Source organism: Pseudomonas rhizophila (genome assembly GCF_003033885.1).
In the GTDB taxonomy this organism is placed as follows: Bacteria; Pseudomonadota; Gammaproteobacteria; order Pseudomonadales; family Pseudomonadaceae; genus Aquipseudomonas; species Aquipseudomonas rhizophila.
On sequence record NZ_CP024081.1, the window covers coordinates 2,986,349 to 3,007,470 of the forward strand.

The window sequence follows — 21,122 nt, forward strand, 5'->3', positions numbered from 1 at the left end:
GCTGTAAAAGTCTCGAGAAATGAGTCAGTGCCTTGAAGCAGTGCGCCGCCTGTGGCTGCACCACCGACCCCGGACTGTGGGATCAAAACAAAAAAACGCCGCAACCCGAATCGCCAGGGGGCGAGGAGGGTGTGCGACGTCTTTGTCGTAGGTGGGGCAACCGCCGTTGGTTACCTGTGGCTTTGCTAAAGCGAGAACTGTGCCAACAGGGGAGCAGTGTGAGACCTATCGCGAGCAGGCTCGCTCCCACAGTGGATCTTCAGTGGCCATGAAACCTGTGGGAGCGGGCCTGCTCCCACATTGGAGTTCCAGTGGCCACAGGATCTGTGGGAGCGAGCCTGCTCGCGATAGCGCCGGGCCAGGCGCTGCAAGGCTTTCAGCCGAGCAACTCATTCATCGCAATGATCTGCTCGGCCACCTGGATCAGCTTCTGCTGGCGACTCATGGCCTGGCGGCGCATCAGGGTGTAGGCCTGTTCTTCGTTGCATTCTTTCATCTTCATCAGCATGCCCTTGGCCAGTTCGATGCGTTTGCGTTCGGCCAGTTGCTGGTCCCGGGCCAGGAGCTGGGCGCGCAGGGCCTGGTCGCTTTCGAAGCGGGCCATGGCCACGTCGAGGATCGGTTGCAGGCGCGCGGCGTGGATGCCTTCGACGATGTAGGCGCTCACGCCCGACTTGATCGCCTGGCGCATTACATCCGGGTCGTGGGAGTCGGTAAACATGACGATCGGTCGTGGCTGGTCGCGGCTGACCAGCACCACTTGCTCCATGACATCGCGCCCGGGTGACTCGGTATCGATCAGGATCACGTCCGGACGCACTGTTTCGACGCGTGCCGGCAGGTCGATGGTCAATCCGGATTCATCGATGACTTCGAACCCGGCCTCAATCAGGGCCGCTTTGAGACGGCCGACTTTTTTCGCGGTGTCGTTGATCAGCAGGATACGCAGCATGGTCGTGGCTCCTGTCAGCGGCTGGCGAAGAGGGGAGCCGCATCGCTCAAAGCGTGCAGTTTGAAGCTTTTGGCATAAGCGGCCGGATCCGAGCCGTCCCAGATGGTGCCGTCGATCAATTGGCTGCTGCGCATGTCCTGGCGGGGGGCGGCGATGTCCAGTGCCGCGCAGGCTTGACGGTAGAGCGTGAGCTGCTGGACTTGCTGTGCCACGGCCAGATAATCCGGGTCTTCACGCAACAGGCCCCAGCGGCGGAACTGGGTCATGAACCACATGCCATCGGACAGGTAGGGCAGGTTCACTTCGCCGTTGCCGTGGAAACGCATCGCGTGAGGGTCCTGCCAGCTGTTGCCCAGCCCGTCGGCGTAAATCCCCAACAGGCGCGGCTCGATGCAATCCAGCGGTGCGTCCAGGTATTCGGGGGCACTCAATAGTTGTGCGGTGCTGCGGCGGTTCTCGGTGCTTTGCTCAATGAAGCGACTGGCTTGCAGGATCGCCATCACCAGTGCGCGGGCGGTATTGGGGTATTGCTCGACGAATGCACGGGTGCAGCCGAGGACTTTTTCCGGGTGATCGGGCCAGATGGTTTGAGTCGTCGCCAGGGTGAAGCCCAGGTTCTGTTTGACCGCACTGGCGCACCACGGCTCGCCCACGCAGAACCCGTCGATCCGTCCGGCCTGCAGGTGGGCGATCATTTGCGGCGGCGGTACCACCACACTGTCGACATCCGACAGCGGATGGATGCCTTGAGCGGCGAGCCAGTAATAGAGCCACATGGCGTGGGTGCCAGTGGGGAAGGTCTGGGCGAAAGTCAGTTTCGGGCGAGTTTGGTGCACATGCTGTTCCAGTGCCTCAGGACTGGTCACGCCTTGGGCCTGCAAGCCATGGGAAAGGTTGATGCTCTGGCCGTTCTGGTTCAGCCCCATCAACACCGCCATGTCGGTCGGCGCGACCCCGCCGATGCCCAGGTGCACCGCGTAGATCAGGCCATAAAGGCTGTGGGCGGCATCGATTTCACCGCTGACCAGCTTGTCCCGCAGGTTGGCCCAGGACGCTTGGCGCTTGAGGTTCAAAGTCAGCCCGTAAGGCTGGGCAAAGCCCTGGGTGGCGGCCACCACCAGCGGCGCGCAGTCGCTCAAGGCCATGAAGCCAAGATTGATCGCGCTCTTTTCCGGGGCATCGCTGCCGTTGACCCAGGCCAGGGGGTTGGCTGGAATTTCATTCATCGCGCATCACCTTTCCACAAAAAAAGGCGCCGTATCCGGACGCTTGCAAGGCCGGATGACGACGCCGTTGTCCTTCAAATACAGTGTGGCACTCATTCCGTCGTTGGCATGGGTGCCGATGAACGCAAGTGGTGCAAGGCATATGCCATCGCCGCTGTTTTGTGCAGGCGCCTCGCGTGCATCGTCGTAGCCCGGCTATAATCGCCGCCTCATTTCGTCGCCCGAGTCCAAGCCGCCCATGTACACCCTGGCCCGTGAACTGCTGTTCAAACTTTCCCCGGAAACCTCTCACGATCTGTCCCTGGACCTGATCGGCGCGGGTGGACGTTTGGGCCTCAATGGTCTGCTGTGCAAGGCGCCGGCTAAATTGCCGGTGAATGTGATGGGGCTTGAGTTCCCCAACCCGGTCGGGCTGGCGGCGGGCCTGGACAAGAATGGCGCGGCCATCGACGGTTTTGCCCAGTTGGGGTTCGGTTTCGTCGAAATCGGCACCGTCACCCCGCGTGCCCAGCCGGGCAACCCCAAGCCACGGATTTTCCGCCTGCCGCAAGCCGAGGCGATCATCAACCGCATGGGCTTTAACAACCTGGGCGTCGACCATTTGCTGGGGCGTGTGGCTGCCGCCAAGTACAAGGGCGTGCTGGGCATCAACATCGGCAAGAACTTCGATACACCGGTGGAGCGCGCGGTCGACGATTATCTGATCTGCCTGGACAAGGTCTACGCCCACGCCAGTTATGTGACCGTCAACGTCAGTTCCCCGAACACTCCGGGGCTGCGCAGCCTGCAATTTGGTGATTCGCTCAAGCAACTGCTGGCTGACCTGGCTCGACGTCGCGCCGAATTGGCGGTGATCCATGGCAAGCATGTGCCACTGGCCATCAAGATCGCCCCGGACATGACCGACGAAGAGACCGCACAGGTGGCCCAGGCCCTGATCGACACCGGAATGGACGCGGTGATTGCCACCAACACGACGCTGGGTCGCGAAGGCGTCGAAGGGGTGGAACACGCCGACGAGGCGGGCGGGCTGTCCGGTGCGCCGGTGCGGGACAAGAGCACCCATACCGTGAAAGTGCTGGCCGCCGAACTGGCGGGGCGCTTGCCGATCATCGCGGCGGGTGGCATCACCGAGGGCAAGCATGCTGCCGAAAAAATCAGCGCAGGCGCGAGCCTGGTGCAGATTTATTCGGGCTTTATCTATAAGGGGCCGGCGTTGATTCGGGAATCGGTGGATGCGATTGCTGCATTGCGTTGATTCTCAAGGTGCAACGCGATTCAACTGTGGCGAGGGGATTTATCCCCGCTGGGGCGCGAAGCGGCCCCAAACAGCTCACTCGTTAAACCTGACACTCTGAGGGGCTGCTGCGCAGCCCAGCGGGGATAAATCCCCTCGCCACAACTGTATTCACAGCCCAGCTTTTTGCAGTGTTCATGAAACCCAGGCATTAAAAAGGGCTCCTCGAAGGAGCCCCCTGGGCCGAAGCCCGCCGTCCGGATGGGACGTGCGTGGTTAAATCGATGTGAGTATCAAATTGTCGAGTTCTTGAGTGTTAAGCCCTGTGTCAGCCGACGGCGTGAAGTTCGTTGAGTCTATGGATACCCGCAGTGCCGGTCATACCGTCCCAATTGTCGCCGCGTCCTTCTCGCCAGCCATTGATCCAGGCTTGACGTACCGACGGTAGAGTAAAGGGGCAAAGCTCACGGGATTTACCACCAACGCCATATTGGTAACCGCGTAAAAATGCTCTTTCCAACGGATCACGCTTAAGTCTTCTCATAGGGTGTTGCCCTCACTTGTTGACTGTTGCTTAGCGTCGACCTCTATTGAGGCCGGGGCAGAATCATTCTGCCGTTGGTGGCTCGTTGCCGGCGTGACGAGCCGAGGTGTTGACGCCGTTGCGACGTCAACCTGTGTTGAGTTCTAACCAAAGCGTCACATGGATGGAATGATCGTTTTGTCATAAGCACGTAACAATAAAGATGTTAGGGCGATAAGTAACATGATGTTCGTCACCCGCTTTCAGGCAAGACCCCTGTATGATCGGCCCTGCATCGAAGGGTGCAGCCCTCAGGCGAATGAGAATGTCCCCCCGTTGCACTCGGGTACTATTCGACGAAAGGGTCGAGTTTTCACAATTTGTTGCACAGAATTTTTTATCTGCCCTCGCCTCTAAGCTCTTTTAACCTGAGCGGCGAGGGTGGCACGGCACACTTTCGTGCCACACGGGTGTTCTTGAGAAAAGCACCTGATTGAACCCGGCCCGGCAATGCGTTGCCCGGTCCACTTAGCCAAAGGCTCTGGAAATCCCATGTCCGATCGTTTCGAACTCTTCCTCACTTGCCCCAAAGGTCTTGAAGGCCTGCTGATCGAGGAAGCCGTCGGGCTTGGCCTTGAAGAGGCGCGTGAGCACACCTCGGCCGTGCGCGGCATGGCCGACATGGAAACGGCTTATCGCCTGTGCCTGTGGTCGCGCCTGGCCAACCGCGTATTGCTGGTGCTCAAGCGCTTCCCGATGAAGGATGCCGAAGACTTGTATCACGGCGTGCTGGATGTGGATTGGCAAGACCACATGCTCGCCGATGGCACCCTGGCGGTGGAGTTCAGCGGCCACGGCTCGGGTATCGACAACACCCACTTCGGCGCCTTGAAGGTCAAGGACGCCATTGTCGACAAGCTGCGTACCCCGACAGGCGAGCGGCCATCCATCGACAAGCTCAACCCGGACCTGCGCATCCACCTGCGCCTGGACCGCGGCGAAGCGATCCTTTCCCTGGACCTTTCTGGCCACAGCCTGCACCAGCGCGGCTATCGCCTGCAGCAAGGCGCCGCGCCCCTGAAAGAAAACCTCGCCGCGGCCATCCTGATCCGTGCCGGCTGGCCGCGTATTGCCGCTGAAGGCGGGGCGTTGGCTGACCCGATGTGCGGCGTCGGTACCTTCCTGGTGGAAGCCGGCATGATCGCCGCCGACATGGCGCCGAACCTGCGTCGCCAGCAGTGGGGTTTTACCGCCTGGCTCGGCCATGTGCCGGCGTTGTGGAAGAAGCTCCACGAAGAAGCCACCGAGCGTGCCGCTGCCGGCCTGGCCAAGCCACCATTGTGGATTCGCGGCTACGAAGCCGACCCACGGCTGATCCAGCCGGGCCGCAACAACGTTGAGCGGGCGGGCCTGAGCGAGTGGATCAAGATTTATCAGGGGGAAGTCGCCACGTTCGAACCCCGCCCGGACCAGAACCAGAAAGGCCTGGTGATCTGCAACCCGCCGTACGGCGAGCGTCTGGGCGACGAAGCCAGCTTGCTCTATCTCTATCAGAACCTCGGCGAGCGCCTGCGCCAGGCCTGCCTGAACTGGGAGGCCGCAGTGTTCACCGGCGCGCCGGACCTGGGCAAGCGCATGGGCATTCGCAGTCACAAGCAGTATTCGTTCTGGAACGGCGCCTTGCCGTGCAAATTGCTGCTGATCAAGGTCCTGCCCGATCAGTTCGTCACCGGCGAGCGTCGTACCCCGGAACAGCGCCAGGCCGAGCGTGAGCAGGCTGAGTACGATCAGGCGCCGGAAGTACCGCAAGAGCGCCAGTACAACAAGAACGGTAACCCGATCAAGCCGGCACCGGCTCCGGCTCCTGTGGTCGAGCAGGCCCGTTTGAGCGAAGGCGGGCAGATGTTCGCCAATCGCCTGCAAAAAAACCTCAAGCTGCTGAGTAAATGGGCCAAGCGTGAAGGCGTGGACTGCTACCGGGTCTACGATGCCGACATGCCGGAATACTCCATGGCCATCGACCTGTACCACGATTGGGTTCACGTCCAGGAATACGTCGCGCCAAAATCCATCGACCCGGAAAAGGCCTCGGCCCGGCTGTTCGACGCCCTGGCGGCGATTCCCCAGGCACTGAACGTCGACAAGAGCCGCGTGGTGATCAAGCGTCGCGAGCGGCAGAGCGGCACCAAGCAGTACGAGCGCCAGAGCACCCAGGGCAAGTTCACCGAGGTCAACGAAGGCGGCGTGAAGCTGCTGGTCAACCTCACCGACTACCTGGACACCGGGCTGTTTCTCGACCACCGGCCGATGCGCCTGCGGATCCAGAAAGAGGCGGCCGGCAAGCGCTTCCTCAATCTGTTCTGCTATACCGCGACCGCCAGTGTCCACGCTGCCAAGGGCGGTGCGCGCAGCACCACCAGTGTCGACCTGTCGAAAACCTACCTGGACTGGGCGCGGCGCAATCTGTCGCTCAATGGTTTTTCGGACAAGAATCGCCTGGAGCAGGGCGACGTGATGGCTTGGCTTGAAGCCAGTCGTGACGAATACGACCTGATCTTCATCGATCCGCCGACATTCTCAAATTCCAAGCGCATGGAAGGGGTGTTTGACGTGCAGCGCGACCACGTCCAACTGCTGGACCTGGCCATGGCCCGCCTGGCGCCGGGTGGTGTGCTGTACTTCTCCAACAACTTCCGCAAGTTCCAGCTCGAGGACAATCTGGCGGAGCGTTACGCGGTGGAGGAAATCACCGCCAAGACCATCGATCCGGATTTTGCCCGCAATGGCAAGATTCACCGTGCCTGGAAAATCATGGCCCGCTGACCTATAGCCGATTGGATCCATGGAAGCCTTGAAACTCAAGGCTTTCAGGCGTTTTTGTGCTGGTCAAAGTGATGGCTAATAGCTATAACTTAAGCCTGTGGACAGGGCAGTACCTACTGCCTGCCCCTTTCTGAGTTGTATTTATGGCATTGCATCAGGTACGCCCCAGAATCCTGGGTTTTATCAGCGAAGATGTGTCGGCCTGGCTGGTGGCTTCGCTGGTGCTGCTGGCCGGTGCGTTCCTGACCGGTTTGCTGACCTGGGCGATGGCCAATCTGTTTGACCAGCAATTGCGCCAGCGCTTTGAACTGCAAGCCGATGAACGCTTTAGCCGCATCGAGGAACGTTTTCAGGACCAGGAGCAACGTCTCGACAGCCTGAGGCGTTTCTTTGCCAACTCGGCCGGGGTTTCCGAGAGGGAATTCCATGGCTATGCCGAAGCGTTGCTGCGGCGCACCCAGGCGTTCGCCTGGGCGCCTCGGGTGCTGCGCGACGAACGATCATCGTTCGAACAACAAGCCCGCACCGAGGGGGGCGATACGTTTTCCATCCGTGAGCCCGACGACTCCGGTGGCTTGCGTCTGGCCGCCGAACGGGACGAATACGTGCCGGTGTTGTACCTCCAGAATCAACCTTCCTTCAAGGCTCCACGGGGCTTGGACCTGCTCGCCCAGCCCTTGCGCCGTGCCACCCTTGAGCGCGCTCGCCATCGGGAGACCATAGTGGTATCGCAACCTTTGGACCTGGCGGGAGAGGCCGCCACCGCCACCCGCGGGGTGTTGCTGGTCGCGCCGGTCTCCAAGGCGTGGTCCAAGGAACCTTTCGGTTACGTCGTGGCTGCCGTCAGCATGCGCCAACTGGTGGGTGATGGCCTGCCGGCGCCCGGTCAGGACAACCTTTCGATGCGGGTCATGGACCTGTCCACGGACGATCGGGAGGAAGTGCTGTTCGAGTCACTCGATCCACCGGGCGAAAGTGACTTGTCGGCGACCCGCCTGTTGCGCCTGGCCGATCGTGACTATCGGATAGAGTTGCGGCCCAGTCACATGTTCCTGTCCACCAACCCTTCCTCGGTGGCCAGCCTGGTGGTATTGGGGGGCTTGCTCAGCCTGCTCCTCAGTGCGCTGCTGTATGTGCTGGTCAGCCAGCGACAGCGGGCCCTGCAGTTGGTCGAGCTGCGGACCCGAGAGCTGCGCGAGCGTGAGCAGGAACTGCGGGGCACTCATGGTCAGTTGCGTGGTGTGCTGAATGCCGCGACCCAGGTTGCGATCATCGCCACGGATCTTCGCGGGGTGATCACCACGTTCAATGCGGGCGCCGAGCAGATGCTTGGCTACGACAGCGGCGAGGTTCTGCACTGCATGACCCTCGAAAGCCTTCACTTGCCGCGCGAGCTCCAGGCCCGGGCCGTACAACTTGCTGCGCGTTATGGCAAACCGATTCCCACGTGCCACGCAATGTTGGTCGAGGGCGGCGAACAGGGTGGCCAGCAGGCCCGGGAATGGACTCTGGTGCGCCGCGATGGCAGCCATCTGACCGTGAACATGCTGGCGACACCGATGCTCGATGATCAGGGGCTGTGGGTCGGGCATCTGGCGATCTGCATCGACATCACCGAACGCAAGCGCGTTCATGAGGCCTTGGCCGCCCGGGACCTGTTGCTGAAAAAACTCAGTGCCCACGTGCCTGGGGGCATCTACCAGTTCAAGATGGATTTCAATGGGCGTTTCAGCGTGATTTATGCCAGTGATGGCATTCGCGATATCTATGAACTGGAGCCCGAGACACTGGTGCGCAACGCCGAATCGATTTTCTCGCGCATCCATCCGCTGGACAGTGCGCGCGTGCGCAGATCGATCCGCACTTCGGCCGACACCCTGAGCCCATGGCGCGAGGAGTATCGCCTGCAGCTGCCGCAGCGGGGGTTGCGTTGGGTGCGCGGCGAGGCCACGCCTGAGGAGCTGCCAGGCGGCGGGGTGTTGTGGCACGGTTATATTTCCGACATTTCCGATCTCAAGCGGGTGGAAGAAGAACTGCGAGCCTTGTCAGTGACCGACGCCCTGACAGGTATTCGCAACCGGCGCTATTTCCAGGAGCGCCTGACCACGGAGATGGCGCGGGTGGAGCGGGGCACCGGCGAGTTGGCGGTCATCATGCTCGACATCGATCACTTCAAGCGCATCAACGATCAGCATGGTCATGCAGTGGGCGATCGGGTGTTGCAGGCGGTTTGCCAGCGCATCACCCAGCGGCTGCGACGTACCGACGTGTTCTGTCGGCTGGGCGGTGAAGAGTTCGTAGTGTTATGCCCGGACACCGACGGCGAAAGTGCCCAGGCCTTGGCCACAGGGTTGTGGGAAGGGCTGCGCAGCGCGCCGATCGAGGACGTGGGTGTCATCACGGCCAGCTTCGGTATCGCCACCTGGCGCGTGGGGGAGGGGGCGGATGCGCTGCTGCTGCGGGCCGACTCGGGGGTGTACGCGGCCAAGCAGGCCGGACGGGATCGGGTTGAGGTGCAGTTGGGGTAGGCGTTCGCGCCGGTGATCGATGTGGGAGCGAGCCTGCTCGCGATAACGGTGTGCCATTCAACATCGCTGTTCACTGGCTGACGCATCGCGAGCAGGCTCGCTCCCACATTCAATTTGGTACGGGTTTAGAGCACCGAAGCCGTCTGCGGCAGTTTCGGCTGGCGGTACAGGTCCAGCAGCACCTGGTCCAGCACCGACGAAGCGCCCCATGGCCGCGGATCGTTGAGAATCGCCACGACGGCCCAGGTGTTGCCGTTGATGTCACGGCTGTAGCCCGCGATGGCGCGAACGGTGTTCAGGGTGCCGGTCTTGACGTGCGCTTCGCCGGCCATGGCGGTGGTCTTGAGACGTTTGCGCATGGTGCCGTCGGTGCCGGCGATGGGCATCGAACTGATGAATTCGGCGGAGTACGGGCTGCGCCACGCGGCTTGCAGCATTGCCGCCATTTCCCGGGCACTCACCCTTTCGGCGCGGGACAGGCCGGAGCCGTTTTCCATGACCAGGTGCGGCGCGGTGATGCCTTTCCTGGCCAGCCACTGGCGTACCACCCGCTGTGCCGCTTTGGCGTCGTCACCGTCGGCTTCGTTGCGGAACTCTGCGCCCAGGCTCAGGAATAATTGCTGGGCCATGGTGTTGTTACTGTATTTGTTGATGTCGCGAATGATCTCCGCCAGGTCCGGCGAGAACGCCCGGGCCAGCACCTTGGCGCTGCTCGGGGTCGCCGCCAGGCGGTCCTTGCCCTGAATGCTGCCGCCCAGTTCCTTCCAGATCGCCCGCACCGCTCCGGCGGTGTAGGTGGGGTGGTCCAGCAGCGCCAGGTAAGTCTGGGAGCTGCAACCGTCACCGAGCTGGCCGCCGACGGTCACGGTCACGCTGCCGTCTGCCTGGGGCACCGGGTTGTAGCGCACGCCACCGGTGCATTGCTTGGAGTTGAGTGCCTTGACCTGGTTTTCGATGCGAATGCTGGCAATCGGCGGCTCCACCGACACCAGCACCCGGCCGGCGTCATTGCGGGCGACAAAACGCAGGGCCTTGAGGTTGACCAGCAAGGAGTCGGGCTTGACCAGGAACGGTTTGTTCTTGTCGTTGCCGTCGTCGTTGAATTCAGGCAACTGCGGTTTGATGAAGAAACCACGGTCCAGCACCAGGTCCCCGGTCACCTGTTGCACGCCATTGGCCCGCAGGTCGCGCATCAGCAGCCAGAGTTTTTCCATGTTCAGCTTGGGGTCGCCGCCACCCTTGAGGTACAGGTTGCCGTTGAGAATCCCGCCGCTGAGGGTGCCGTCGGTATAGAACTCGGTTTTCCACTGGTGATTGGGCCCCAGCATCTCCAGGGCGGCATAGGTGGTCACCAGCTTCATGGTGGAGGCCGGGTTCACCGAGACGTCGGCGTTGTACAGGGTCGGGGTGCCAGGGCCGTTGAGCGGGATCATCACCAGGGACAAGGCGTTGTTTTGCAGCTTGCTGTTCTTGAGGGCCTTTTGCACATTGGGCGTCAGGGCCGTGTTGATAGTGGCGGCGCTGGTGGATGCGGGCAGGGCCAGGGGAAGAAGAAGGCTGGCCAAAAGCAGTGGACGCAAAGATCTGATCATTTGAAATAAAACCCTACGGGCGAGGGGGAAAAAACGAGGACATGAAAATGAACGCCCTCAACGTCATGAAAGTGTCGGCATTATGCCCCAAGGTGCAACGGCTTGTGCCGTGCCTGAGCCCTTCGGGGCGCTATTTTTTACCGACGGTAGGCCCACACACCCGATCAGGCGGGCAAACAGTGCACCAAACTGGTAGAGTGCCGGCCGTTATTACTTATGAGGATTGTTCCAATGGCGACTAACCGTTCCCAGCGTCTGCGCAAAAAACTGTGCGTGGATGAATTTCAAGAGCTGGGTTTCGAACTGAACCTGGATTTCAAAGAAGATCTGGCCGATGAGGCCGTTGACGCTTTCCTCGACGCTTTCCTGAAAGAAGCCATGGAAGCCAATGGCCTGGGCTATGTTGGCGGCGACGACTACGGTCTGGTTTGCCTGCAGAAGCGTGGCTCGGTGTCCGAAGAGCAGCGTGCGGCCGTTGAAGCCTGGCTCAAGGCGCGTCCTGAGCTGACCAGCGTTGAAGTCAGCCCGCTGATGGACGTCTGGTACCCGGAAAAGCCGATCAATCCGGTCGCTTGATGGTCTGAAACCGGCAGCCCGTTTGGGTGCCGGTTTTTTTGTGCCTGTCGGTTGGGGTTATCGTTCCCACGCTCCGCGTGGGAATGCCTCTAGGGACGCTCCGCGTCCAGTGACGCGGAGCGTCACGGGTGGCATGCCCACGCAGAGCGTGGGCACGATCAATCGTTACGCCAGTTCAGGATCACTAAGGTCAACACCCCCGCGACAATCCCCCAGAACGCCGAACCGATGGAAAACAGCGTCAACCCCGATGCCGTGACCATGAAGGTGATCAGTGCTGCCTCCCGTTCCCGGGCTTCGCTCATGGCGATGCTCAAGCCATTGATGATTGAGCCGAACAGCGCCAGCGCCGCGATGGACAGTACCAACTCCTTGGGCAGCGCCGCGAACAACGCCGCCAGTGTCGCGCCGAACACCCCGGCAAGCCCATAGAAAACCCCGCACCAGACTGCTGCCGTATAGCGTTTGTTACGATCCTCATGGGCGTGGGGCCCAGTGCAGATGGCCGCACTGATGGCCGCCAGGTTAATGCCGTGGGAGCCGAACGGTGCTAGCAGCAGCGAGGCGATGCCGGTGCTGGTGATCAGCGGCGAGGCCGGTACGTTGTAACCGTCGGCCCGCAGCACCGCGATGCCAGGCATGTTTTGCGAAGTCATCGCCACCACGAACAATGGAATGCCGATGCTGATGGTGGCCGCCAGGGAGAAATGCGGCGTGGTCCATACCGGTGTGGCGACTTCCAGGGCAAAGCCGCTGAAGTCCAGCAGCCCCATCAAGCCTGACAAAGCTGTACCGATCAGTAACGCCGCCAGCACCGCGTAGCGCGGCGACAGGCGCTTGACGATCAGGTAGGTGAAAAACATCCCCAGCACCAGACCGGTTCGATGCTGGGCGGCGACGAAAATCTCGCTGCCGATCTTGAACAGGATCCCCGCCAGCAATGCCGCCGCCAGCGAGGCCGGAATGCGCTTGACCAGGCGCTCGAAGCTGCCGGTCAGGCCACAGATCGTCACCAGCACCGCGCAGGTGATGTAGGCGCCGATGGCCTCGCCATAACTGACCCCGCCCAGGCTGGTGATCAGCAGCGCCGCGCCGGGTGTCGACCAGGCGATGGTGATCGGTGTGCGATACCGCAATGACAGGCCAATGGAGCACACGGCCATGCCGATGGAAATCGCCCAGATCCACGAAGAAATCTGCCCGCTGGTCAGCCCCGCCGCCTGTCCGGCCTGGAACATCAACACCAGCGAACTGGTGTAGCCGGTCATCATGGCGATGAAACCGGCGACGATCGCCGATGGCGATGTATCGGCCAACGGACGAAGTGGCGTGGTCGTGACTTCGGTCATGGTGGGCGGTGGTCCTTGTTGTAAATTGCAGGAGGGCGGGGGCCACAGATTCGGGGTTTAAGCCTAAACTCAACTCCGTTGCCAATTGCAATACAGCCACGTCCGTAAACAGCCGTACAGTCGTGTTGCCATCAGAGGTTGTGTACAATCGACGTATTATTTACGTGATACTTGTCAGCGACCCGCTGAGGCGTATTACAGTCACGGTCAATTCGCCGCAGTTCTCCGACTCGAGTGCCCATGAACGAACAGTTGCAGCCCCTCAAGAAACAACCGCGAGCAGGCAAAGCCGGCCGCAGCGGAACCCAGGACGATATTGTCTATGCGCATATTTTCGAGGCCATCCTCGAACAGCGTCTGGCGCCCGGTACAAAGTTGAGCGAAGAGGCGTTGGGGGAGATTTTCGGGGTCAGTCGCACCATCATTCGCCGCGCGTTGTCGCGCTTGGCCCATGAAGGTGTGGTGCTGTTGCGGCCCAATCGCGGCGCCGTGGTGGCCAGCCCGAGTGTTGAAGAGGCCCGCCAGGTATTCATGGCCCGGCGTCTGGTGGAGCGGGCCATCACCGAACTGGCCGTGCAGCACGCCACCGCCGAGCAGCTTGCCGAGCTGCGGCAGATGGTCAGCGACGAGCGCGACAGTTTTTCCCGTGGTGACCGTGGCGCCGGCATCCGCCTGTCAGGCGAGTTCCACCTCAAGCTGGCCGAGGCGGCGAAGAATGCCCCGCTGATCAGCTTCCAGCGCAGCCTGGTGTCGCAGACCTCGCTGATCATCGCCCAGTATGAAAGCGGCAACCGCTCCCACTGTTCCTACGACGAACACACTCAATTGATCGACGCCATCGAGGCCCGCGACGCCACCCTGGCGGTGGACCTGATGATGCACCACATGGACCACATCGACAGCAAGCTCAACCTCGACGAAGAAAGCGCGTCGGATGATTTGCATGCGGTGTTTTCGCATTTGTTGCAGAGCAAGAAGCCAGGGCGGTCGACGGCCAAGCTTTGATGGGTTGAATCAGGCGTACCGAGTTGCCTTCATCGCGAGCAGGCTCGCTCCCCCAAGGGTTATGTGACTGAGACAAATCCACTGTGGGAGCGAGCCTGCTCGCGATTGGCGGTCTGATAGGCGCTAGAAATCTAGCGCTCATGCACCAACCGGCCCGCCGCAAAAGTCTGCGCCACCGTCCGATCATCCCCCAACGTCATCAACACAAACAACTTCTCGGCAATGTCCCGGGCCTGCTTGAGGCGATAGCTCAACAGCGGCGTGGCGTTGTAGTCCAACACCAGAAAGTCCGCATCGCTGCCCGGCTGCAAGGTCCCGATCCGGTCTTCCAGGCGCAAGGCCCGGGCGCCGCCAAGCGTGGCCAGGTACAGCGACTTGAACGGGCTCAGGCGGGCGCCCTGCAACTGCATCACCTTGTAGGCTTCGTTCAGGGTTTGCAGCAGCGAAAAACTGGTGCCGCCCCCCACATCCGTACCCAACCCCACGTTCACTTTGTGCTTCTCGGCCATTGGCAGGTTGAACAGGCCGCTGCCGAGGAAAAAGTTCGAGGTCGGGCAGAACGCGATGGCCGAACCGGTCTCGGCCAGGCGCGCGCATTCGTCGTCACACAGGTGCACGCCGTGGGCGAACACCGAGCGTTCGCCGAGCAGTTGGTAGTGGTCGTAGACGTCCAGATAACCTTTGCGCTCGGGGAACAGTTCCTTGACCCATTGCACTTCCTGCAGGTTCTCACTGATGTGAGTCTGCATGTACAGGTCGGGATATTCCCCCAGCAACTGACCCGCCAGGGCCAGTTGTTCCGGCGTGCTGGTCGGCGCAAAACGCGGGGTCACGGCGTAATGCAGGCGGCCCTTGCCATGCCAGCGCTCGATCAGCGCTTTGCTTTGGGTGTAGCTGGATTCGGCGGTGTCGGTCAGGTAGTCCGGGGCGTTGCGATCCATCATCACTTTGCCGGCGATCATCCGCAGGTCGAGTTTCTCGGCCACCTCGAAAAACGCGTTCACCGATTGCGGGTGCACACTGCCGAACACCAGCGCGGTGGTGGTGCCGTTGCGCAGCAGTTCCTTGACGAAAATATCGGCGACAGCGTCGGCATGGGCCTTGTCGGCGAACTGACTTTCGCACGGGAAGGTGTAGGTGTTGAGCCAGTCCAGCAATTGCTCGCCGTAAGCCCCGACCATGCCGGTCTGTGGCAGGTGGATGTGGGTGTCGATGAAGCCGGGCGTGATCAGCGCGTCCTGGTAATGAGTGATCTCGATGTCGGCCTCCAGGGTCGGCAGCAACTCGCTGGCGTGGCCGATGGCGCTGATCTGGCCGTTTTCCACCACCAGCAGGCCGTCTTCAAAATATTCATAGGACGCTTCAATGCCGACTTCGGCGGGGTCGGCAAGGCTGTGGAGCAGGGCGGCGCGGTAGGCTTTACGTGTCAGGGGCATGGGAATTCTCAACGATTGTTCAACGGTTCGCCTGGCTGCGGCGCGAGGCCGGCAACAGCTTGGCAATCGGTTCGGCGCGCGTGGTGTGCTGGCCGAAATCCGCGTTATAGGTGGCGATGATTTCACCGGCGATGGAGATGGCGATTTCCACAGGCAACTTGCCTTTGACGTCGCCAATGCCCATCGGGCAGCGCATGCGCTGCAAGGTGCTGCTGTCGAAGCCGCGATCGCGCAGGCGATGTTCGAACTTGACCCGTTTGGTTTTCGAACCGATCAGGCCGAAGTAGGCGAAGTCGTTGCGCTTGAGGATCGCGGCGCTCAGTTCCAGATCGAGTTGATGGTTGTGGGTCATGACGATGCAGTAGCTGCCAGCGGGCAGCTCGTCGATTTCATCCAGCGGCTCTTCACTGACGATCTTGCGCACGCCGTGGGGCAGGTGTTCAGGAAACTCCGCTTCCCGGGAGTCGATCCAGCGCACCTTGCAGGGCAGGCTCGCCAGCAGCGGCACCAGGGCGCGGCCGACGTGGCCGGCGCCGAATACGGCGATCTGCGCCTGGACCTGGCCCATGGGTTCGAACAGCAACACGGTCACGCCGCCGCAGCACTGGCCCAGGCTGGCACCGAGGCTGAAGCGCTCCAGATGGGTGCTTTGCTGGCCGCTGGCGATCATCTGCCGGGCGATCTCCATGGCCTTGTATTCCAGGTGGCCGCCACCGATGGTGTCGAACGTCTGGCTGGCGCTGATCACCATTTTCGAACCGGCATTGCGCGGGGTCGAGCCGAGTTCTTCGATGATCGTCACCAGCATGCAGGGTTCACCGCGATCTTGCAGGTCGGCGAGGGCGCTGATCCAGTTGTACATATTTCACCTCAACTGATCGTTCCCACGCTCTGCGTGGGAATGCATCTTTGGACGCTCCGCGTCCGCTCTTCAAACTTCGACGCAGAGCGTCGGGGGCTGCATTCCCACGCAGAGCGTGGGAACGATCATCAAATGGCTTCGGGCTCGGCTTCCTTAACCTTCGCCACCCGCAACCCACGCATCTGCTCACATCCCCACAACACCCGCTCCGGTGTCGCCGGTGCATCGATTTTCGGTTGGTGCTGGTAATCCCCCAGGCTCGCCACGGCATCCTTGATGGCGCACCACGCGGCGATGCCGAGCATGAACGGCGGTTCGCCCACGGCTTTGGAATGGAACACCGTGTCTTCCGGGTTCTTGCGGTTTTCCACCAGCTTGACCCGCAGATCCAACGGCATGTCGGCCACCGCCGGAATCTTGTAGCTGGCCGGGCCGCAGGTCTGTAGCTTGCCTTTGTCGTTCCATACCAGCTCTTCCATGGTCAGCCAGCCCATGCCCTGGATGTAACCGCCCTCGACCTGGCCGATGTCGATGGCCGGGTTTAGCGAGGCGCCGACGTCGTGGAGGATGTCGGTGCGCAGCATCTTGTATTCGCCGGTCAGGGTGTCGACGATCACCTCGGCGCACGCCGCGCCATAGGCGTAGTAGTAGAACGGCCGCCCTCGGGCCTGGCTGCGGTCGTAGTAGATTTTCGGGGTCTTGTAGAAACCGGTGCTCGACAGCGAAACCTGGGCGAAATACGCCTGCTGCACCAGCGCCTCGAACGTCAGGATGTGATCGCGCACCCGCACATGGCCGTTGTGGAACGCCACGTCTTCTTCGCTGACCTTGTACTGCCGCGCGGCGAACTCCACCAGGCGCTGCTTGATGGTTTCGGCGGCATTCTGCGCAGCCTTGCCATTGAGGTCGGCACCGCTGGAGGCAGCGGTGGGCGAGGTGTTCGGCACCTTGTCGGTGTTGGTCGCGGTGATCTGTACCCGGTCCATTTCCACCTGGAACACTTCGGCCACCACTTGCGCGACTTTGGTGTTCAAGCCCTGGCCCATTTCCGTGCCGCCATGGTTCAGGTGGATGCTGCCGTCGGTATAGACATGAATCAGCGCCCCGGCCTGGTTGAGGAAGCTGGCGGTGAAGGAAATACCAAATTTCACCGGGGTCAGCGCCAGGCCTTTTTTCAGAATCGGGCTATTGGCGTTGTAGCGGCGGATCGCTTCGCGGCGCTCGGCATACTGGCTGCTTTGCTCGAGTTCGGCGGTCATCTCCTCGAGCATGTTGTGCTCGACGGTCTGGTAGTAGTGGGTGACGTTACGCTCGGTCTTGCCGTAGTAGTTGGCCTTGCGCACCGCCAGCGGATCCAGCCCCAGATGCCGGGCGATGGCGTCCATCACCTCTTCGATGGCGACCATGCCTTGCGGCCCGCCGAAGCCACGGTAAGCGGTGTTCGACGCGGTATTGGTCTTGCAACGATGGCCGTTGATGGTTGCATCGCCCAGGTAGTAGGCGTTGTCGGCATGGAACATCGCCCGGTCGACAATCGAGGCCGACAGGTCCGGCGAGCAACCGCAGTTGCCGGCCAGCTCCAGGGCAATACCGTGCAGGCGCCCGGTGCTGTCGAAGCCGACGTCGTATTCGATGTAGAAAGGGTGGCGCTTGCCGGTCATCAGCATGTCTTCGACCCGGGGCAGGCGCATCTTGGTCGGCTGGCCGGTGAGGTGGGCGATGACCGCGCACAGGCACGCCGGGCTGGCGGCCTGGGTTTCCTTGCCACCAAAGCCGCCGCCCATGCGGCGCATGTCCACCACGACTTTGTTCATCGAAACGTCCAGCACTTCGGCCACCAGTTTCTGCACTTCGGTGGGGTTCTGTGTGGAGCAGTAGACGATCATGCCGCCGTCTTCGGTGGGCATCACCGAGGAAATCTGGGTTTCCAGGTAAAAGTGTTCCTGGCCGCCAATGTGCAGCGAGCCCTGGATACGGTGCTCGGCGCTGGCCAGTGCCGCCGCCGAATCTCCGCGCTGGTGGGTGTGGCTATCCAGCACGAAATGCCGCTTGCGCAGGGCCTCGACCACGTCCAGCACCGGTTCCAGATCTTCGTATTCGATGATGGCCGCCATCGCTGCCTTGCGCGCGGTTTCCAGGTCCCTGGCGGCAACGGCCAGCACCGGTTGGCCGACGAACTGCACGTCATCGATGGCCAATAACGGGTCACCGGGCAGCAGCGGGCCGATGTCCTTGAGGCCGGGCACGTCTGCATGGGTGATGGCGATGCGCACGCCTTCAAAGGCGTAGCAAGGCGCGGTGTCGATGCGCAAGATCCGGGCGTGGGCGCGGTCCGACAGGCGGGCGTAAACGTGCAACTGGTTCGGAAATTCCAGGCGATCGTCGATGTACTGGGCTTCGCCGGATACATGCTTGGCGGCGCTGTCATGCTTGACGCTGCGGCCCACGCCGGTGGTCAGGTCGCGGGCGAACAGTTCGGCCAGCTCGGCTTGAGTCTTCTCTACGGCGTGATGGTTAGACATAAGCGGTCACCCGAGTCTCGATGTGCGGCGTTTGCAGTTCGATGAAGTATTTGCGCAGCAGGTTGCGGGCGCTGAGCAGGCGGTATTCCTTGCTGGCGCGGAAGTCCGACAGCGGTGTGAAGTCCTCGGCCAGTGCGGCGCAGGCACGTTCGACGGTGTTGTCGTTCCACGCGGCACCGATCAACGCGGCTTCACAATGCTTGGCGCGCTTGGGCGTCGCGGCCATGCCACCGAAGGCCACCCGGGCGTCCTGGACCACGCCATGCTCGATACGCAGGTTGAACGCCGCGCATACGGCGGAAATGTCATCGTCCAGGCGCTTGGAGACCTTATAGGCGCGGAACGCTTGCTCGGCGTTGGCCCGGGGCACGATGATCTTCTCGATGAATTCGCTTTCCTGGCGGGCGGTGACCCGGTAATCGATGAAATAGTCTTCCAGCGCCAGGGTGCGGCGGGTCTGGCCCTTGCACAAGACGATCTGCGCGCCGAGGGCGATCAGCAAGGGCGGCGAGTCGCCAATCGGCGAGGCGTTGCCGATGTTGCCGCCCAAGGTGCCCTGGTTGCGGATCTGCAACGAAGCGAAGCGCTGCAGCAGTTCGCCGAAGTCCGGGTATTCAGCCTGCAAGGCTTCGTAGCAGTCGGAGAGTGCGGTGGCGGCGCCAATCTCCAGGCGATCGGCGAAACGCTCGATACGCTTGAGCTCAGCGACGTTGCCCACGTAGATCATCACCGGCAGGGTGCGATGGAACTGGGTGACTTCCAGGGCCAGGTCCGTGCCGCCGGCCAGCAGGCGCGCCTGGGGATAAGCGTCGTAAAGGTCGGCCAGGTCGGCCACGGTCAAGGGCACCAGGCAGCGTTTGTCGCCGCTGTTGAGCTCACCCGTGTCAGTCGGTGCGATGGCCTTGAGGCGAGCGATGGTCTCGGCTTCGCGGGCGTCGAACTGGTCCGCTTGCCTGGCGCAGCAGACCTGCTCGGCGGCCGCCAGAATCGGCCGGTAGCCGGTGCAGCGGCACAGATTGCCGGCCAAGGCTTCGTGGGCCTTATGGGCGTCGGGCTGTTCGCTGTTCTTTTGCAGGGCGAACAGGGACATCACGAAGCCCGGTGTGCAGAAGCCGCATTGCGAACCGTGGCAATCGACCATCGCCTGTTGGACGCTGTGCAACTGGCCCTGGTGCTTGAGGTCTTCGACGCTGATCAACTGCTTGCCGTGCAGGGACGAGACGAAGGTCAGGCACGAATTGAGGCTGCGATAACGAATGCGTTCACGGCCGTCCTCGTCGGTCTGCAACTCGCCCACCACCACGGTGCACGCACCACAGTCGCCGCTGGCGCAGCCTTCTTTGGTGCCGGATTTGCCGAGGTGTTCGCGCAAATAGTTGAGCACGGTCAGGTTCGGGTCCAGGGCGTGCTCGCTACGGAGTTCCTGGTTGAGTAAAAACTGGATCACGGAAGGCCTCGCAGACTCATTATTGTTGTATCGACTTGGGCTGAATTTAGCAGGTCTGACTTTGCGGTCAACGATTTTCTGACTTAAAGGTCAAGAAACTCCGCTTGGTCGATGAACAACGGTCTATAGACACTGTAGAACCCTGTGGGAGCCGAGCTTGCTCGCGATGACGGCGGTACATTCAGTATGGATGCATGCTGACAGACCGCTATCGCGAGCAAGCTCGGCTCCCACAGGTTCTTCCACAGATTCTGTTTCAGGATGAGGGCTCAAACTTTTTTGCTTGGATCGTGCCAAAAACCCGCTGCAGGCCCTGCGCCATGACGTATTGAGTGCGCTACACTGCGCCGCTTGTGCAAATCGAAGAGTTTGAAGGACAACCATGACGTTCAAGGCCCCGGACAGCCTCGCCGAGCAAATCGCCCATCACCTGGCCGAGCGCATCATTCGTGGTGAAATGAAGCCGGGCGAGCGCATCCAGGAGCAGAAGGTCACGCTGGCGCTCAACGTGAGTCGCGGTTCGGTCCGTGAGGCTTTGCTGATACTGGAGCGCCGGCATCTGATCGCGATCCTGCCTCGCCGTGGTGCACACGTCACCGAATTGAGCGAACACAAGGTGCGCAGCCTCTGTGCGCTGATGAGCGAGCTGTACATCCTGCTGGGCAACGCCGTGGCTCATGGCTGGCAGGAACAGGCCGACATGGCGCCGTTCATCGAGATCCAGCAGCGTCTTCAGGACGCCTTCGCGCGCCAGGACATCCGCACCTTCGTCGATGAAAGTTTCAGCGTGATGCGCGCCGCGTATCCCTTCGCCAACAACCCGTACTTGCAGGAAACCGTCGAGAACCTGCAACCGGCCATGAGCCGCGCCTACTTCCTGGCCCTGGAACAACGCAAGGCCGAGATGAGCGAATTCCTCGACCTGTTCCAGCGCTTGCTGACCGCCGTGCTGGCCCGTGATTTGCCGCAGATCCGCATCGTGCTGACGGCTTATGCCCAGCGCAGTTGCGATCTGGTGGTTTCTGCCCTGACGGCGGCCTGAAC

15 protein-coding genes are annotated in these 21,122 nt (G+C 61.6%); 6 read left to right on the plus strand and 9 right to left on the minus strand.

Features of this window, described 5'->3' with window-relative positions; translation table 11 throughout:
* Window positions 1-376: 376 nt before the first annotated feature.
* Window positions 377-952 carry an ANTAR domain-containing response regulator gene (locus CRX69_RS14025; RefSeq protein WP_047227152.1) on the minus strand — a complete coding sequence of 192 codons (576 nt, stop codon included), beginning with the start codon at window positions 950-952 and terminating at the stop codon, window positions 377-379.
* Window positions 953-966: 14 nt separating this feature from the next.
* On the minus strand, window positions 967-2,178 hold the full coding sequence (locus CRX69_RS14030) for a CmpA/NrtA family ABC transporter substrate-binding protein (protein WP_076385656.1): 1,212 nt from the start codon (window positions 2,176-2,178) through the stop codon (window positions 967-969).
* Window positions 2,179-2,416: 238 nt separating this feature from the next.
* Between CRX69_RS14030 and CRX69_RS14035 the strand changes: the two genes are divergently transcribed.
* Complete coding sequence (locus tag CRX69_RS14035) at window positions 2,417-3,436, plus strand: quinone-dependent dihydroorotate dehydrogenase (RefSeq protein WP_047227154.1); 1,020 nt, start codon at window positions 2,417-2,419, stop codon at window positions 3,434-3,436.
* Window positions 3,437-3,743: 307 nt separating this feature from the next.
* Here the strand turns inward: CRX69_RS14035 and rmf are convergent, their stop codons facing one another.
* Window positions 3,744-3,959: a ribosome modulation factor gene (gene rmf / locus CRX69_RS14040; RefSeq protein WP_003223300.1), complete on the minus strand. Its 216-nt coding sequence runs from the start codon at window positions 3,957-3,959 to the stop codon at window positions 3,744-3,746.
* Window positions 3,960-4,490: 531 nt separating this feature from the next.
* Here rmf and rlmKL point away from each other — a divergent pair.
* Both rlmKL and CRX69_RS14050 read left to right on the plus strand, forming a co-directional pair.
* Window positions 4,491-6,761: a bifunctional 23S rRNA (guanine(2069)-N(7))-methyltransferase RlmK/23S rRNA (guanine(2445)-N(2))-methyltransferase RlmL gene (gene rlmKL / locus CRX69_RS14045; RefSeq protein WP_076385654.1), complete on the plus strand. Its 2,271-nt coding sequence runs from the start codon at window positions 4,491-4,493 to the stop codon at window positions 6,759-6,761.
* Window positions 6,762-6,904: 143 nt separating this feature from the next.
* Window positions 6,905-9,289 (plus strand): sensor domain-containing diguanylate cyclase, encoded by a 2,385-nt coding sequence (locus CRX69_RS14050; RefSeq protein WP_107322192.1) that lies wholly within the window; start codon window positions 6,905-6,907, stop codon window positions 9,287-9,289.
* A gap of 125 nt (window positions 9,290-9,414) precedes the next feature.
* Here CRX69_RS14050 and dacB read toward each other — a convergent pair whose 3' ends face one another.
* The gene (dacB, locus tag CRX69_RS14055) at window positions 9,415-10,881 is read right to left on the minus strand and encodes a D-alanyl-D-alanine carboxypeptidase/D-alanyl-D-alanine endopeptidase (protein ID WP_076385650.1); all 1,467 of its coding nucleotides are present in this window, start codon (window positions 10,879-10,881) and stop codon (window positions 9,415-9,417) included.
* A gap of 231 nt (window positions 10,882-11,112) precedes the next feature.
* On the opposite strand from dacB, the gene CRX69_RS14060 reads away from it, so the two are divergent.
* Window positions 11,113-11,457, plus strand: a complete 345-nt coding sequence (locus CRX69_RS14060; RefSeq protein WP_047227158.1) for a YggL family protein — start codon at window positions 11,113-11,115, stop codon at window positions 11,455-11,457.
* 158 nt (window positions 11,458-11,615) lie between these two features.
* On the opposite strand, the gene CRX69_RS14065 is transcribed toward CRX69_RS14060, so the two are convergent.
* Window positions 11,616-12,806, minus strand: a complete 1,191-nt coding sequence (locus CRX69_RS14065) for a benzoate/H(+) symporter BenE family transporter (RefSeq protein ID WP_107322193.1) — start codon at window positions 12,804-12,806, stop codon at window positions 11,616-11,618.
* 240 nt (window positions 12,807-13,046) lie between these two features.
* Here CRX69_RS14065 and CRX69_RS14070 point away from each other — a divergent pair, with 240 nt between their 5' ends.
* Window positions 13,047-13,811 carry a GntR family transcriptional regulator gene (locus CRX69_RS14070; RefSeq protein ID WP_003183531.1) on the plus strand — a complete coding sequence of 255 codons (765 nt, stop codon included), beginning with the start codon at window positions 13,047-13,049 and terminating at the stop codon, window positions 13,809-13,811.
* 131 nt (window positions 13,812-13,942) lie between these two features.
* Here CRX69_RS14070 and guaD read toward each other — a convergent pair whose 3' ends face one another.
* From guaD to xdhA, 4 genes are all read right to left on the minus strand, one after another.
* On the minus strand, window positions 13,943-15,247 hold the full coding sequence (gene guaD, locus CRX69_RS14075; RefSeq protein ID WP_047227160.1) for a guanine deaminase: 1,305 nt from the start codon (window positions 15,245-15,247) through the stop codon (window positions 13,943-13,945).
* Between the two features lie 19 nt (window positions 15,248-15,266).
* Complete coding sequence (gene xdhC / locus CRX69_RS14080) at window positions 15,267-16,109, minus strand: xanthine dehydrogenase accessory protein XdhC (RefSeq protein WP_047227161.1); 843 nt, start codon at window positions 16,107-16,109, stop codon at window positions 15,267-15,269.
* A 128-nt stretch (window positions 16,110-16,237) separates the two neighbouring features.
* Window positions 16,238-18,631: a xanthine dehydrogenase molybdopterin binding subunit gene (gene xdhB / locus CRX69_RS14085; RefSeq protein ID WP_047227162.1), complete on the minus strand. Its 2,394-nt coding sequence runs from the start codon at window positions 18,629-18,631 to the stop codon at window positions 16,238-16,240.
* A complete protein-coding gene (xdhA, locus tag CRX69_RS14090; RefSeq protein ID WP_047227163.1) occupies window positions 18,624-20,078 on the minus strand; it encodes a xanthine dehydrogenase small subunit in 1,455 nt (484 codons plus the stop codon). The genes xdhB and xdhA overlap by 8 nt, the downstream gene beginning before the upstream one ends.
* Window positions 20,079-20,460: 382 nt before the next feature.
* Here xdhA and CRX69_RS14095 point away from each other — a divergent pair, with 382 nt between their 5' ends.
* Window positions 20,461-21,120 carry a GntR family transcriptional regulator gene (locus tag CRX69_RS14095; RefSeq protein ID WP_047227164.1) on the plus strand — a complete coding sequence of 220 codons (660 nt, stop codon included), beginning with the start codon at window positions 20,461-20,463 and terminating at the stop codon, window positions 21,118-21,120.
* Window positions 21,121-21,122 lie beyond the last annotated feature (2 nt).